Origin of the sequence: Phocaeicola sp. RTP21359st1_B8_RTP21360_211022 (assembly GCF_040911965.1) — a bacterium.
Lineage (GTDB): Bacteria > Bacteroidota > Bacteroidia > Bacteroidales > Bacteroidaceae > Phocaeicola > Phocaeicola vulgatus.
Window position 1 is genome coordinate 13,070 of record NZ_JBDFXP010000055.1, and the last position, 15,531, is coordinate 28,600.

Sequence of the window (15,531 nt, forward strand, 5' to 3'; positions counted from 1 at the left end):
AAAAAGCAATGTTATTTAAAGATGTAATAGGACAAGAGGAAGCAAAACAGCGGCTCATAGCCGAGGTAAAAGAAGGAAGAATCCCTCATGCACAACTGATTTGCGGTCCCGAAGGTACAGGAAAGTTGCCTTTGGCAATAGCTTATGCCCGTTACATCTGCTGTGAAAACCGTGGTGAACAAGATGCCTGCGGAATTTGCCCCACTTGTGTGAAATTCAATAAGCTGATACATCCCGACCTGCATTTCGTTTTTCCTGTTATCAAGAAAAAAGCCGGAAAGGATACCGTATGCGATGATTTCATAGCAGACTGGCGCAACTTTGTCCTGCAGAACCCATATTTTAATCTGAACCATTGGCTGAAAGAGATGGGAGCAGAAAACCAACAGGCGCAAATCTTTGTAAAAGAGAGCGATGAGATTGTACGAAAGCTCAGCTTGAAATCCAGTCAAGGCGGTTACAAAATCATGATTATATGGCTTCCCGAAAAGATGAACGTGGAATGCAGCAACAAACTGCTGAAGTTACTGGAAGAGCCTCCTGCCATGACTGTCTTTTTATTAGTATCCGAAGAGCCTGATGCCATTTTGCAAACGATCCAAAGCCGTACCCAACGATTTAACATTCATGGGATCAAAGAACCTGAAATCTCAAAAGTATTGCAAACCAAATACGGACTACAACCGGAAGATGCTGACGATATAGCACACCGCTCAGAAGGCAATTTTCTGAAAGCACTGGAAACCATACATCTGAGCGAGGAAAACAAACTGTTCTTTGAACTCTTTATAAATTTGATGCGCCTTTCCTATCAACGGAAGATACGCGAAATGAGACAATGGAGCGATGCGGTAGCCTCCATGGGGCGTGAACGTCAGAAGAATTTTCTGGCCTACTGCCAACGTATGATACGAGAAAACTTCATATACAACTTTCATCAACGTGATTTAGTGTATATGAATCCCGAAGAACAAAATTTTTCCACCCGTTTCGCACCGTTTGTCAACGAGCGGAATGTAATGGGCATAATGGACGAACTTAGTGAAGCACAATTACATATAGGACAGAATGTGAATCCCAAAATGGTGTTCTTTGATTTCTCTTTAAAAATGATTGTGCTATTGAAAAATTAAAAGTTGAGAATTGAGCATTAAAAAATAACAGAACCGCATGGCATTTATTTCTTAGTTCTCAATTTTCAATTCTCAATTAAAACAGAATTATGGACAATGAATTCAAATTAAAGAACGGAAGCGGCTGTTTGTGTTGCAAAGGCTGCGGACGACAGGATAAGCAGCTGAACACCTACGACTGGCTGGCTGATATTCCCGGCAACACCGAGGAACAGGAAATGGTTGAAGTTCAATTCAAGAATACCCGCAAAGGGTATTATAAGAACAGCAACAAACTGAAGCTGGAAAAAGGGGATATAGTAGCTGTAGAAGCAAGCCCCGGACACGATATCGGTACAGTAACTCTGACGGGAAAATTGGTACCTTTGCAAATGCGTAAGGCAAACATCAAACCCGATGCCGAAATCAAGCGTATCTACCGCAAGGCAAAACCTGTAGATATGGAAAAATACGAGGAGGCAAAAGCCAAAGAACATGACACAATGATCCGGTCCCGCCAGATAGCCAAGAATCTGAACCTGGACATGAAGATCGGTGATGTGGAATATCAAGGCGATGGCAACAAAGCTATCTTTTATTACATCGCGGACGAACGTGTAGACTTCCGCCAACTGATCAAAGTACTGGCCGAAGCTTTCCGTGTACGTATAGAAATGAAACAAATTGGCGCCCGTCAGGAAGCCGGACGCATTGGCGGTATCGGACCTTGCGGACGTGAATTGTGCTGCGCTACCTGGATGACAAATTTTGTATCTGTATCTACCAGTGCGGCACGTTATCAAGATATTTCTCTGAATCCCCAAAAGTTAGCCGGACAATGTGCCAAGCTGAAATGCTGCCTAAACTATGAGGTAGACGCCTATGTAGAGTCCCAAAAACGCCTTCCAAGCAAAGAAATGACTTTAGAAACGACGGATAGTACATTCTATTTTTTCAAAGCGGATATTTTGAAGGGAACTATCATGTACTCTACTGACAAAAACTTCATAGCTAATGCTGTAACCATCACCGCACGCCGTGCTTTTGAAATTATTAATATGAACCGACGGGGTGAGAAACCGGAAAGCTTAACCGAATCTGTCAAAAAGAACGAACCTCAAAAGCCCGTTGATTTAGTAGAACAAGAAAGCTTAACCCGATTCGACAAACGAAAAGGCAACAACAGCAACCGAAAGAAAAAACGTAAGCCGGAAAATAACGGTAATAACGGAGAAGGTACTCCCAATGAAAACAGACGTCCGCAACAACCTAAAGAGAACCGGTCACAACAACCCAAAGAAAACCGGCCACTTAGAGAAGGACGTCCCAAACAACCTAGAGAGCCTAAAGAAAACAAGGCTCAGCAGCCACGCGAAGAGAACGGAAACCGCCCTAAAGAAGAAAATCGCAACAGGGAAAGTCGCAACCGGGAAGAGCGCAGTCGTGAAAATCGGGAAGACGGAAACCGGAACCGCAATAAACGCCGCCCCAATAATGGTAATAATGAAGGAGGCAGTGAAAACCGGAATAACGGAGGAGGAAAGGAAAATGACAACAAGAACAACGGAAACAATAGCCAAATCCCGAATGAAAAGCCACAAACTCCTGTATCAACTAAAGAATAAACTGACATGGCTGCCAATACTCATATTGGCAGCCTGTCAAAACAATATCATCTATCACTCTTACGCCCCCGTCCCCCTTGACGGATGGGATAAAAGTGATACTCTTGTTTATACCCTGCCCAATTCTATCCCTGCCGGAAATTACGAAGCAGAAATCGGTATCCGTTATCAAGAATCTTATCCTTACAGAGATATTTGGCTAGAAGTCAGCCATAACACAAAGGATACTTTGACTTACGTCACAGACACTTTACAACTTTTTCTGGTTGACGAAGCTGGAAATAAAACAGGAAATGGTCTTTGTGGATTATATCAATGTGACCTGCCTTATAAAGCATCTATTCCTATCCGTACAGAAGGAAGCGCACGTACTTTCCGCATCGTCCATATCATGACGGACAACCCGTTGACGGGAATCAGCGATATAGGTATCCGGTTGCGCAAACCGGAAAACCAATAAGCTCTAACGTTTTCCCCGCCCTGCATCAATACGCAAGAATACAAAAAGCAAGATCGTAAATCCCCACAAAGAAGATCCCCCATAACTGAAAAAAGGCAGTGGTATGCCTATAACGGGGGTCAGTCCTAAAACCATACCTATATTAATAAACAGATGGAATAAGAAAATGCTTAATACCGAATATCCATAAACACGGGCAAAACGAGTATGCTGACGCTCCGCCACCACAATAAGACGCAAAATAAGTCCGGTAAAAAGAAACAATACGGCCGCCGAACCTACAAAGCCTTCTTCTTCCCCTACCGTACAGAAGATAAAGTCTGTATCCTGTTCAGGCACATACTTCAGTTTAGTCTGTGTACCATTCAAAAAGCCTTTCCCCCATAAGCCTCCCGACCCAATAGCAATCTTACTCTGATTCACATTGTATCCTGCCCCCGCCAAATCTTCCTCCATACCAAGCACCACTTTAATACGTATCTGCTGATGTGGCTCCAGCACATTATTGAAAACATAATCGGCAGAAAAAAGAAATCCCACCGAACCTATCGCAAATAGAGCAATATAAAAATAATTACGCATACGTTCATGCATAGAAAGGAAGATCAAATAGAACAATAAAACTACGCACAATCCATATTGGAACCAAGTAATGTCAAAAGGGATAACATAATACGAAAATAATAAAGCCAGCAAGGTACCACCAACACCAATCCCTCCGATATACCACACTACCGATGCTTTTTTGCAATAACTATTAACTAATAAAGCAGAAAGGATGACTATCAGCAGCAACACAGAAAATTCACCGATGGAAGTACAGTCATCCGCCATCAATTCATTGCCAAAACGGATTCCAACTACAAAATAGACCACGGCGCAAATCCCGGCAAACAAAATAGAACCCGGCATCCCCTCCCGGTACAGCATAAAAAAGAAAGCCAGATAAACCAAAGCCGACCCCGTTTCCCGTTGCAAAATAATAAGCAGCATGGGCAGCAACACCATCCCTACCACAGGCAATGAATACTTTAACTTACTCATTGTAAACCCGTAGACATTCATAAATTTAGCCAAAGCCAGCGCCGTGGCAAATTTAGCAAATTCCGCCGGTTGCAAACTTACAGGTCCGAATTTTATCCATGAGTAAGATCCCTTAGTATCCTCTGCCAGAAAAGGTGTTATCAACAACAGCAGCATCATGCCTCCATATAAAATATAAGCAAACATATCATACAACTTATCCTCCAACATCATCAGGATAAATCCGAGCCCCAAAGAGCAACAGATCCATACAAACTGTTTTCCTGCCCTAGTGTCGAAACTAAAAAAATCAATCTCACCATAATCATAGCTGGCTCCACATACGCTGAACCATCCAAAGATAACCAGCATCAGATAAATGCAGATAGTCATCCAGTCCACTGATTTCCATATACTATCGTTCGTGTATGCCATAATCTATTCGTCTGTTTTGTATTTCCGCCGCTTTCGCCTCACTTTCCGGTGAAAGTTCGCCTTTTAAATATTTCTCCATTATCAATGCACCGATAGGTACACCATAGGTTGCTCCCCAACCTCCATTCTCTACATAGACTACCACGGCAATCTTAGGATCATTCATTGGTGCAAACCCCATAAAAGCAGAATGGTCCTTTCCACGGTTTTGCGCCGTACCTGTCTTGCCACACACTTCAATTCCCGGAATATTCGCATTACGGCAAGTTCCTCCCAATACTGCCGAACGCATACCTTCGACTACCGTCTGATAATGTTCACGGCTTACTTTAGTATAACGTTTGGTCGTATACAGGGTATCCAACGGCTCGTCTTCCACTTCTTTCACTACATGCGGAGTAATATAATAGCCCCGGTTAGCAATAGTAGCCCCAAGGTTAGCAATCTGCAACGGAGTAGCCGTCACTTCCCCCTGGCCGATGGAAATAGAAATAATCGTCAGTCCGTTCCATGATCCCCGATAGTTCTTATCATAATAAGCAGCATTCGGGATCATCCCACGCTTCTCACCCGGAAGGTCTACTCCCAAAGGATAACCAAATCCCATAGAAACCATATAATCACGCCATGTATTCATGGCAGTCTGTACAGAACCATACTTCTTCTTCGCCCCTATCATGTGAAACAACCCCCAACAGAAATAACCGTTACAGGAAGTTGCAATGGCAGGCACCAAAGGCAGGGGCGACCCATGAGAGTGGCAGCCCACCCTAAGACCGGCATACACAAAGCCATGATAGCAAGAATAGGCTGTCTGAGGAGTAATAATCCCCTCTTGCAGGAAAGTCAACGCCTGAGTAGTCTTGAAAGTAGATCCCGGTGGGAATTGCCCCATAATAGAACGGTTCAGCAATGGTTTCCAACTGTCACGCGCCAGTTCCAGATGATTTTTACCCCGTTGGCGCCCCACCATCAATCTTGGGTCAAAAGTGGGAGCAGATACCATACAAAGTATTTCTCCTGTGGATGGCTCGATAGCCACTATACTGCCTATCTTCCCTTCCAACAGACGCTCTCCCAACATCTGAAGCTCTATGTCTATACCTAGTTTCAGATTCTTCCCCGGAACGGGAGTCTTGTCATATTTCCCGTCCATATACCGTCCCTGAATACGTCCACGGGCATCGCGCAGTAATATCTCCACTCCTTTCTCGCCCCTCAACTGTTTTTCGTATGAGCGTTCCACCCCCTGTTTCCCTATGAAGTCACCGCGTACATAGTAATCATCGGCTTCAATATCCCCCTTGGACACTTCTGCAATATCTCCCAGAACATGAGCAGCCGCATTGTAATTATACTGGCGGATAGTACGCCGCTGAATATAGAAACCGGGAAACTTGAACAGTTTTTCTTGGAAGACTCCGCACTCTTCTGCCGAAAGCTGGGTCATAAATACCTGATGAGTATATGGAGAGTAGCCCGGATTGGAACGTCTGTCCTTTATCTCGCGGATACGCTTTTTAAAATAGTCGGGGGTAATATTCAATGTTTTACATAAATCAAGCGTATCAAGGTTGTGCACCTCTTTCATCACCATCGTAACGTCATAGGCAGGTTGGTTATACACCAGCAGGTTACCGTTCCGATCGTACATCACCCCACGGCTAGGGTATTGTGTCTTGTTCAGAAAAGCGTTGCTATCGGCATTCTTTTTATAATCCTCACTCATAATCTGCAAGGTAAAAAGACGTATCAGGTAAATCAGCACAATAACGATCACCGATGCACCGATTACATATTTCCGCTTCTCCAGATTATAATCTCTTTCCACTATTTTTTCCTCCTGATTGCCTCAGCACACAATATACAAATGATGGTTATTGAGGCATCTGTCAATATTTTCAACAATAAGACAGGCAGGTTGAAGAATGAAAAAGTATCTATGACAAGTAAAATGGTACAAAATAAGAAAGTACACAATAAGATATACCGGAAGAAAGGCGAGAATCCCATACTCTTGATACCCGGTTCAAAATCCTCGACGCTATCGCGGAGCGTGACTAATCGTAATACAGGTTCACGCATAAAAGCCAGTACAGTGGCCGCAGCCGCATTCATCCCCGGAGTGTTGCCTAATATATCGACTGTCAATCCCAACAGGAATGCCCATATCATAAGGACATTACGGCTAACTCCCGAATTGTACTTCAAAATAAAATAGATAAAAAAGAAAGGAGTGGCATACCCGTTGATATGCATATGATTCAGCACCAGCACTTGCAACAGTACCAGTCCGATAAACCACTCTATTCTTTGTAGATAAGTCAACATCAACCTTCTTACTTAGTCGTTTTTACCTGCTTTTCCAACTCCAATTGTTCCTCCTGCCCTTTTTGGGCAATTACGCGCACATCATTCAAACGGGCGAAGTCCGTAAATAGTTTCACCCGCAGCAAATAAGACAAGCCATCGTGACTATCGGCGATATCATCTACCGTACCCACCGGAATGCCGGAAGGGAAAACAGCACTGTGTCCACTGGTTACAATGGTGTCACCTAAAGAAAATAATGAATGACGGGGCATATCCTTTATAAAAGCAAATTCGGATGAACCGCCATCCCATTTCAAGAAGCCGAAATAATCACTCCGTTTTATCTTACAGCTAATACTGCTTTTGGAATTCAATACCGGAATGACAATGGAGTAATGTGGAGAGGTGAGATAAACAATACCAACCACACCGCTTCCATTTACCACTCCCATCTCACTACGAATGCCATCCGCTTCTCCTTTGTCAAGTGTAATATAGTTATCAGCATGAGTCACACTGTTATTTATCACGCTAGCCTTGAATATATCATATCCTGCCAGTGCTTCCTGCTTAAGCTGTTCTACACCACTGCTGTCTTCCGTCGCTTCAATCAAAGCTTTACGGATACTCTCCAACTGCAATTCCAGTTCCACATTTTTCTGTACCAACTCATCGTTGATCGTTTTCAGATGAAAATATCCGGTAACATTATTGGCTGCATCATACATAGCTCCCGAAACAAAATTAGCAGATGTAAAGAACGCACTCCCCTGATAACTGTTGAAGCGGAATAATAAAGCAAAACTGATTATCTCCAAAAGAACAAAGAGAAACCAGTAGTTATACTTTAAAAAGAAATTCAGCAGATTTTTCATTAATACCAATTGTTCAATGTGCTAATTTGCCAATGTGCCAATGTACTGCGCTATCCATACCGCATGGCATTAGCAAATTAGCAAACTGCCTCATTAGCAAATCATTTACCGCATCAAAAAAGAGAAACGATCTACATTCTTCAGTGCAATACCGGTACCTTTCGCCACACTCAGCAAAGGATCTTCGGCTATATGGAACGGAATATTGATTTTGTCTGTCAGACGCTTGTCCAAACCGCGCAGCAAAGCACCACCACCAGCCAAATAAATACCGTTCAAAACAATATCAGCATAAAGTTCAGGCGGAGTCTGTTCCAATGCACTAAGGATAGCTGTTTCAATTTTTGCAATACTCTTTTCCAAACAATGCGCCACCTCCTGATAACACACCGGAACTTCCATGGGAAGAGCAGTGATACGGTTAGGCCCGCGTACAATGTAATCTTCGGGAGCATCATCTCCCAAATCAGTCAAGGCAGCGCCTACATGTATCTTGATACGTTCGGCCATACGTTCACTCACCTTCACATTGTGCTGGCGGCTCATATATTCCTGAATATCGGCTGTAAGATCGTCACCGGCAATACGTATCGAATTGTTGGAAACAATACCACCCAATGAAATCACGGCAATTTCTGTAGAACCACCACCTATATCAACAATCATATTACCTTCAGGAGCCTCTACATCAATACCGATACCAATAGCCGCGGCCATAGGTTCAAAAATCAAATAAACATCCCGTCCTCCCGCATGCTCAGCACTGTCACGTACCGCACGAAGCTCTACTTCAGTGCTACCTGAGGGAACTCCGATCACCATACGCAAAGAAGGAGAAAAGAAACGATTACCCATGTTCACTTTCTTTATTAAACCGCGCATCATCTGTTCACAGGCATTAAAGTCGGCAATAACCCCGTCGCGTAGCGGACGTACAGTACGAATATTCGGATTTTCCTTCTCGTACATCATTTTAGCCCGTTCGCCTACGGCAATCATCTTGTCGGTACGGCGATCAAGCGCAACGACCGAAGGTTCGTCCACTACAATCTTCCCGTTATTTAAAATGATGGTATTGGCAGTGCCAAGGTCCATCGCAATCTCTTGTGTAAAGGAGAATAATCCCATAAATTCATTTACAATTTAGCAATTTACAATTGACATTTGCAATTTACCATTTACCTGAACAATGCTGTATAAACAGTCCGATTGTAGCCGCAAATGGTAAATTGCAATGATCTTAGTGTTTAAAGTGACGAATCCCTGTAATGACCATAGCTACGCCATGTTCATTGCAGTATTGGAAAGTCAACTCGTCTTTTACAGAGCCTCCCGGCTGGATAACAGCTTTCACACCCTCCTTATCCGCTATCTCTACACAATCGGGGAAAGGGAAGAAAGCATCACTGGCCATCACTGCGCCATTCAAATCAAACTCAAATGATTTTGCTTTTTCAATGGCTTGTTTCAATGCATCCACACGTGAAGTCTGACCTACACCGCTAGCCAGCAGTTGTTTGTTCTTGGCCAGTACAATAGCATTACTTTTACTATTCTTCACAATCTTATTTGCAAATAACATATCTTCTATTTCAGTCGCCGTAGGAGCTTTTTCAGTAACCTGCTTCAAGTCGGCAGGAGTTTCCACATCCAGGTCTCTTTCCTGAACCAAAACCCCATTCAATAAAGAACGGAATTGTTTCTTCGGCAATTTAGCTTCCTTACGAACCAAAATAATACGGTTCTTCTTCTGTCCCAGAATCTCTAATGCATCTACATCATAATCCGGAGCAATAATTACCTCAAAGAACAGTTTATTGATTTCTTCCGCTGTTTCTTTATCAATCACGGCATTAGTAACCAACACACCTCCGAAAGCCGACACCGGATCGCCTGCCAACGCATCTTTCCATGCTTCCAGCACAGTAGGGCGCGAAGCTAATCCACAGGCATTATTATGCTTCAGAATGGCAAATGTCACCTCATCAAATTCATCAATCAAATCTACGGCCGCATTGATATCCAACAAATTGTTATAGGAAATTTCTTTTCCATGAATCTGGTCGAACATCGCATCCAGATTTCCATAGAAATAACCTTTCTGATGAGGATTTTCACCATAACGAAGTTGTTTTTGTTCTTCCACCGCGCAACGGAAAGCCGAACCTTCACCACCATCAAAATAGTTAAAGATAGCAGAATCATAATGAGAAGAAACAGCAAACGCTTCTTTTGCGAACCAACGGCGTTCCTCGCGTGAAGTAGTAGCGCCATGTTCCAGCAACATATCACGGAACGGCTTATATTGTGCCTGACTAGCGATAATCACCACATCATTAAAGTTCTTAGCAGCAGCACGAATCAAAGAAATACCACCTATATCAATTTTTTCGATGATAGCTTGTTCTTCGGCCCCCGAAGCCACAGTTGCCTCAAACGGATACAGGTCAACGATGACCAAATCTATTTCGGGTATTTCATATTTTTCTATCTGTTGCATATCTTGTTCCAAACCACGACGGCATAAAATACCTCCAAAGACTTTAGGATGCAGTGTCTTCACACGTCCGCCCAAAATAGAGGGATAAGTAGTAAGATCCTCCACCGCTTTGCAAGGGAAACCTAAAGATTCGATAAACTGTCTTGTACCTCCTGTTGACAGGAACTCTACTCCTTCTTCGTGTAGTTTGGTTATAATCTCGTCCAAACCTTCTTTGTGATAAACCGACACCAATGCGGTTTTAATTCTCTTAGCCTCTGACATTTTTTATAGATTAAGTATTTGGGCTACAAAGGTATAAATTTTCACTCTATAAATTCCACACATAAACGTGAAATATTATTTATCCACTCATATTTGTTTCAAAAAAGAAGAGATCCGCCACTAAATATGGATAATAATAAATTAAAAATCAAGTTGTGTGAATCCGTGCAATCCGTGGCGAACAAAAAAACGCCTGTAACACAAATGTAACATATATGACATTTTATCATAATATACCTCCCGTACCTTTGCGCCCAATAAAATAGAGAGACAAAATTATATGGAAACAATGTTTTTGGGAATCGTCGTATTCCTTTTTCTGCTAGCCATATTCGATTTGGTAGTAGGCGTCAGCAACGACGCAGTGAACTTTATGAATTCCGCCATCGGTGCTAAAGCCGCGTCATTCAAGACCATCATCGCCATTGCCGCTTTCGGTATCTTCATCGGCGCCACACTGAGCAACGGTATGATGGAAATCGCACGGCACGGTATTTTCAGGCCTGAACAATTTTATTTTCAGGAGTTAATGTGTATCTTTCTAGCAGTTATGGTAACAGACGTAGTCCTATTGGATATTTTCAATTCCTTAGGAATGCCTACCTCCACTACCGTATCCATGGTATTCGAACTATTGGGAGGTACTTTCGTTCTAGCTCTTATCAAAATAGCAGGAGACGAAACCGGAATGCTAGGATTTGCTGATCTGCTGAATACGGAAAAGGCATTGTCCGTCATTTTAGGTATCTTCCTCTCAGTAGCAGTAGCTTTCTTCTTCGGCACATTAGTACAATATCTCTCCCGTCTTCTCTTCACATTTAATTATACAAAGAAACTGAAATACACTATCGGACTGTTCGGCGGTATTGCTGTTACGGCCATTATCTACTTCATGTTGATAAAAGGTCTGAAAGATTCCGCCTTCATGACCACCGAAAACAAACATTGGATTCAGGAAAACACCTTGATGTTAGTAAGTTGCAGTTTTGTGTTCTTCACCATTCTGATGCAAATATTGCATTGGTGCAAGATAAATATATTCAAGGTGGTGGTAATGTTAGGTACTTTTGCCTTAGCTATGGCTTTTGCAGGCAATGACTTAGTAAACTTCATCGGTGTGCCCTTGGCAGGCTTCTCAGCTTATACAGACTTCATGGCTAATGGAAACGGTGAACCAATGGGATACTTGATGAACTCACTGAATGGTCCGGCTAAAACCCCATTTCTTTTTTTATTTTTAGCAGGCGTCATTATGGTATATGCGCTGATTACTTCAAAAAAAGCGCAAAATGTAGTGAAGACTTCGGTAGATCTCTCGCGTCAGGATGAAGGTGACGAAATGTTTGGTTCTTCCGCTGTAGCACGCAGTATTGTCCGTTCTACCATGAGCGCTTCGGAAAGTATAGCCAAAATATTGCCCGACAATCTGAAACGATGGGCCGACAGCCGTTTTAACAAAGATGTGATGATTATGGAGAACGGGGCAGCATTTGATTTGATACGCGCTTCTGTCAATTTGGTACTGGCCGGTCTGCTCATAGCTTTGGGAACCTCTTTGAAACTCCCTCTTTCTACCACTTACGTAACTTTCATGGTAGCTATGGGTAGTTCATTAGCCGACCGTGCCTGGAGCCGTGACAGTGCCGTATACCGTATCACCGGTGTGCTTTCTGTTATCGGTGGATGGTTCATCACTGCCGGAGCCGCTTTCACTATCTGTTTTGTGGTTACGCTCATCATGTATTATGGAGGCACATTCGCCATGTTGGCCCTTATTGCACTTGCCATCTTCTTATTGGTGCGCAGCAACATACACTACAGCAAGAAACAGAAGGATAAAGGCAAAGACGACATATTCTCCCGCCTCATTGCCAGTAAAGACAAAGAAGAGCGTTGGAGATTACTCCGCCAGCATGTAAATAACACATTGGTAGCCGAAATGGCATTCACCAATGAAACCTATCGGCAGATAACCGACGGTTTCATCAACGAAAATCTGAAAGCTCTGCGCAAGGCCGTGAACAATACCGACAATCAGAAAGAAATGTTAAAAAAGATACGCCGTAAAGAAATACTAGGTCTGCGCCGTATAGACAACTTTACTGCTATCGAGAAAAACACTTGGTTCCACTTGGGAAGCAACAGTTGTGAACAAATGCTTTACTGTCTGAAACGTATCTGCGATCCTTGTAAAGAACATGTGGACAATAAGTTCACCCCATTATCGGAACGTGCCACTAACGAGTTCATCCCTATCCGCGATGAGATGACCGCATTAATGACCAAGGCTACTGAAGTACTTGCCAACAAGGCCTACGATCAGACTGATGCCTTGCTACGTGAAGGCGCCATTCTGAAAGGCAAGATCTCTACCTTGCGCAAAGAACAGATGGACCGCATACAAGAACGGGATGTCAATGTAAAAGCTTCCATGGTGTACCTCAATGTATTGCAGGAATCACAAGAATTGGTTTCCTACTGGCGTCATCTGTTACGCGCCGACCGTATGTTCCAGACTGATTTGAAAAAATAAAAAGATTTATATTCCTATTATATGTTTTTTAAGATAACTTCTTTCCTCCAATTGGAGGAAAGAAGTTATCTTTGTTTCGTATATATAGACATTATTCAAACAAACCTATGGAAAACCTCAAAAAAATTATCAAACAGTTCCCCAAAGTGGGTGAAGTGAAAGAAATCAAAACTTTGACATCCGGCCTCATCAATCAGACTTATCTGGTAAAATCGGTATCTCCTGAAGAGCCTGACTATGTATTGCAACGAATCAACCATTTAATATTTACCAATATTGAAATGCTGCAACACAATATAGAAGTAGTGACCAGACACATCCGCCAAAAGCTGGAAGCCAGACACGAAGAGGACATTGAACGTAAGGTACTCCATTTTCTACCTTCCACCAATGGCAAGACCTATTTCTATGATGGAGAAGGTTATTGGCGAATTTCAATATTTATTCCGCGTTCACAAACATTGGAAACAGTTACACCGGAATCTTCCTATCTGGCAGGACTGAAGTTTGGTGAATTCCAGGCCATGCTGGCTGATGTACCCGAACAACTCGGAGAAATCATCCCCGATTTCCACAATATGGAATTCCGCTTAAAACAATTACGTGAAGCCGTATCCGCCAACATATCCGGCCGTTTGGCAGAAGTACAGGACATAGTGGACGCAATAGAAAAAGATGCTGATACGATGTGCAGCGCTGAACGTTTTTACCGTGAAGGCAAATTGCCCAAACGCATCTGCCACTGTGACACAAAAGTAAGCAACATGTTATTTGATGAAAACGGAAAAGTGTTGTGTGTCATTGACCTGGACACGGTAATGCCCAGTTTCATTTTCTCCGATTTCGGTGATTTCCTCCGTTCGGCAGCCAATACCGGCAAGGAGGATGAGGCTGATTTAAATAAGGTGAAGTTCAACATGGAAATCTTCAAAGCATTTACCAAAGGTTATATTGAATCGGCCCGGACTTTCCTGACTCCTCTCGAAATAGAAATGCTACCTTACGCTGCCACCCTGTTCCCCTATATGCAAGCTGTACGCTTTTTAGCAGATTATATAAACGGAGACACGTATTATCAAACCCGGTATAAAGACCATAATCTGGTACGCACCAAAGCGCAGTATAAACTGTATCTGGAAGCAAAATCCGCTACACCGGACATGAAGGCTTATATCAACAGTCTGCTATAATATAAAAACAACAAGGAGCACAAAGGTATCTTAAAATGACACGAACCCTCTGTGCTCCTTCCATATTCGTCCGGCAATGATCCTAAATCTACCGTTTCGGTATATCTACCGATTTTTCACTTTTCCCTTTCAGATGTTCGGAAAAGTAATCAACCAGTTTCCAGTAGAAATATTCATTCATATCACCGAATCCATGACGCTGTTGAGGAAGAATCAGCATATCAAAACGCTTCCCGGCACGAATCAAAGCGTCAACTACCCGTAAGGTATTGCCCGGATGCACATTATTATCAATATCACCATGAATCAGTAACAAATTTCCTTTCAATTGCTTCGCTATTTCAGGATTAGTAGCAATCTTATAAACGAAAGTTGTATCCCCTTTCTCACTCACCACCTCTTTTACGCCGTGATGCGTTTCACTCCACCAACGGTTATAGATATTGTTATCATGATTTCCGGCACAAGAAACAGCCACTTTGAAGAAATCCGGGTATTGGCACATAGCCGCCGTACTCATAAATCCACCTCCCGAATGTCCATGAATACCAACCTTATCTATATCTATAAAATGATGACGCTGCGCCAATTGCTCGATAGCATATTTATGATCGGCCAGCGGATAATCACGCATATTTCCATATCCATAATTATGATACCATTTAGAGCGGCTAGGATGCCCGCCGCGTTGTCCCACAGAAATAACAATAAATCCGGCTTGTGCCAAACGGTCGGTACGGGGGCTCATACGGGTAAACGGATAATAAACACCTTCCACCTGTGGCCCAGGATAAACATAATCCACAATAGGATAAACCTTAGTTGAATCAAAATTAAAAGGTTTATACATCACACCATACAGATCTGTCACGCCATCAGCCGCCTTTACCTTAAATATTTCCGGAAATTTATAACCGGCAGCAAAAAACTGTGAAAAATCACTCTCCTGAATATCCATTACCTTATTGCCATTAGTATCCAGCAGGATGGCGCAGGGCACCGTATTTACACGCGAATAGTTATCCACCACAAAACGAGCATCATCATCCACTTCCACACGATGGAAATAATCCCCTTTGGTCAGTAATTTCAAACCGCTGCCATCCAGATTCACACGATACAAATGTTCATAATAAGGATGTTCTTTCGCATTCATTCCATTGGCAGTAAAATAAATCACACGCGCCTTGTCATCTACTTT

12 protein-coding genes are annotated in these 15,531 nt (G+C 42.8%); 5 read left to right on the top strand and 7 right to left on the bottom strand.

Translation table 11 applies throughout. The features are described 5' to 3' along the window. The first annotated feature begins 8 nt into the window (after positions 1-8). From AB5062_RS19925 to AB5062_RS19935, 3 genes are all read left to right on the top strand, one after another. A complete protein-coding gene (locus AB5062_RS19925) occupies positions 9-1,133 on the top strand; it encodes a DNA polymerase III subunit delta (RefSeq protein ID WP_005842722.1) in 1,125 nt (374 codons plus the stop codon). Between the two features lie 89 nt (positions 1,134-1,222). Then, on the top strand, positions 1,223-2,737 hold the full coding sequence (ricT, locus tag AB5062_RS19930; RefSeq protein WP_368326915.1) for a regulatory iron-sulfur-containing complex subunit RicT: 1,515 nt from the start codon (positions 1,223-1,225) through the stop codon (positions 2,735-2,737). After that, positions 2,700-3,197: a gliding motility lipoprotein GldH gene (locus AB5062_RS19935; protein ID WP_016270960.1), complete on the top strand. Its 498-nt coding sequence runs from the start codon at positions 2,700-2,702 to the stop codon at positions 3,195-3,197. The genes ricT and AB5062_RS19935 overlap by 38 nt, the downstream gene beginning before the upstream one ends. A gap of 3 nt (positions 3,198-3,200) precedes the next feature. Here AB5062_RS19935 and rodA read toward each other — a convergent pair whose 3' ends face one another. The 6 genes from rodA to purH all read right to left on the bottom strand — a co-directional run bounded on the left by rodA (position 3,201) and on the right by purH (position 10,607). Continuing rightward, positions 3,201-4,655: a rod shape-determining protein RodA gene (rodA, locus tag AB5062_RS19940; protein ID WP_011965354.1), complete on the bottom strand. Its 1,455-nt coding sequence runs from the start codon at positions 4,653-4,655 to the stop codon at positions 3,201-3,203. Beyond that, complete coding sequence (gene mrdA / locus AB5062_RS19945) at positions 4,636-6,486, bottom strand: penicillin-binding protein 2 (protein ID WP_011965353.1); 1,851 nt, start codon at positions 6,484-6,486, stop codon at positions 4,636-4,638. Before mrdA ends, rodA begins: the two co-directional genes overlap by 20 nt. Next, positions 6,486-6,986, bottom strand: coding sequence for a rod shape-determining protein MreD (gene mreD / locus AB5062_RS19950; RefSeq protein ID WP_005842736.1), 501 nt, complete (start codon positions 6,984-6,986; stop codon positions 6,486-6,488). The genes mrdA and mreD overlap by 1 nt, the downstream gene beginning before the upstream one ends. Before the next feature lie 8 nt (positions 6,987-6,994). Beyond that, the gene (gene mreC / locus AB5062_RS19955; RefSeq protein WP_005842738.1) at positions 6,995-7,843 is read right to left on the bottom strand and encodes a rod shape-determining protein MreC; all 849 of its coding nucleotides are present in this window, start codon (positions 7,841-7,843) and stop codon (positions 6,995-6,997) included. Positions 7,844-7,948: 105 nt separating this feature from the next. Beyond that, positions 7,949-8,971: a rod shape-determining protein gene (locus AB5062_RS19960; protein ID WP_005842742.1), complete on the bottom strand. Its 1,023-nt coding sequence runs from the start codon at positions 8,969-8,971 to the stop codon at positions 7,949-7,951. Between the two features lie 112 nt (positions 8,972-9,083). Continuing rightward, the gene (purH, locus tag AB5062_RS19965; RefSeq protein WP_005842744.1) at positions 9,084-10,607 is read right to left on the bottom strand and encodes a bifunctional phosphoribosylaminoimidazolecarboxamide formyltransferase/IMP cyclohydrolase; all 1,524 of its coding nucleotides are present in this window, start codon (positions 10,605-10,607) and stop codon (positions 9,084-9,086) included. 280 nt (positions 10,608-10,887) lie between these two features. Here purH and AB5062_RS19970 point away from each other — a divergent pair, with 280 nt between their 5' ends. Together AB5062_RS19970 and AB5062_RS19975 are read left to right on the top strand one after the other, a co-directional pair. Beyond that, positions 10,888-13,140: an inorganic phosphate transporter gene (locus AB5062_RS19970; protein WP_234247756.1), complete on the top strand. Its 2,253-nt coding sequence runs from the start codon at positions 10,888-10,890 to the stop codon at positions 13,138-13,140. A 107-nt stretch (positions 13,141-13,247) separates the two neighbouring features. After that, positions 13,248-14,330: a phosphotransferase enzyme family protein gene (locus AB5062_RS19975; protein WP_368326914.1), complete on the top strand. Its 1,083-nt coding sequence runs from the start codon at positions 13,248-13,250 to the stop codon at positions 14,328-14,330. A gap of 88 nt (positions 14,331-14,418) precedes the next feature. Here AB5062_RS19975 and AB5062_RS19980 read toward each other — a convergent pair. Next, positions 14,419-15,531: alpha/beta fold hydrolase (locus AB5062_RS19980; RefSeq protein ID WP_368331269.1), on the bottom strand; the 1,113-nt coding region annotated here is incomplete at its 5' end.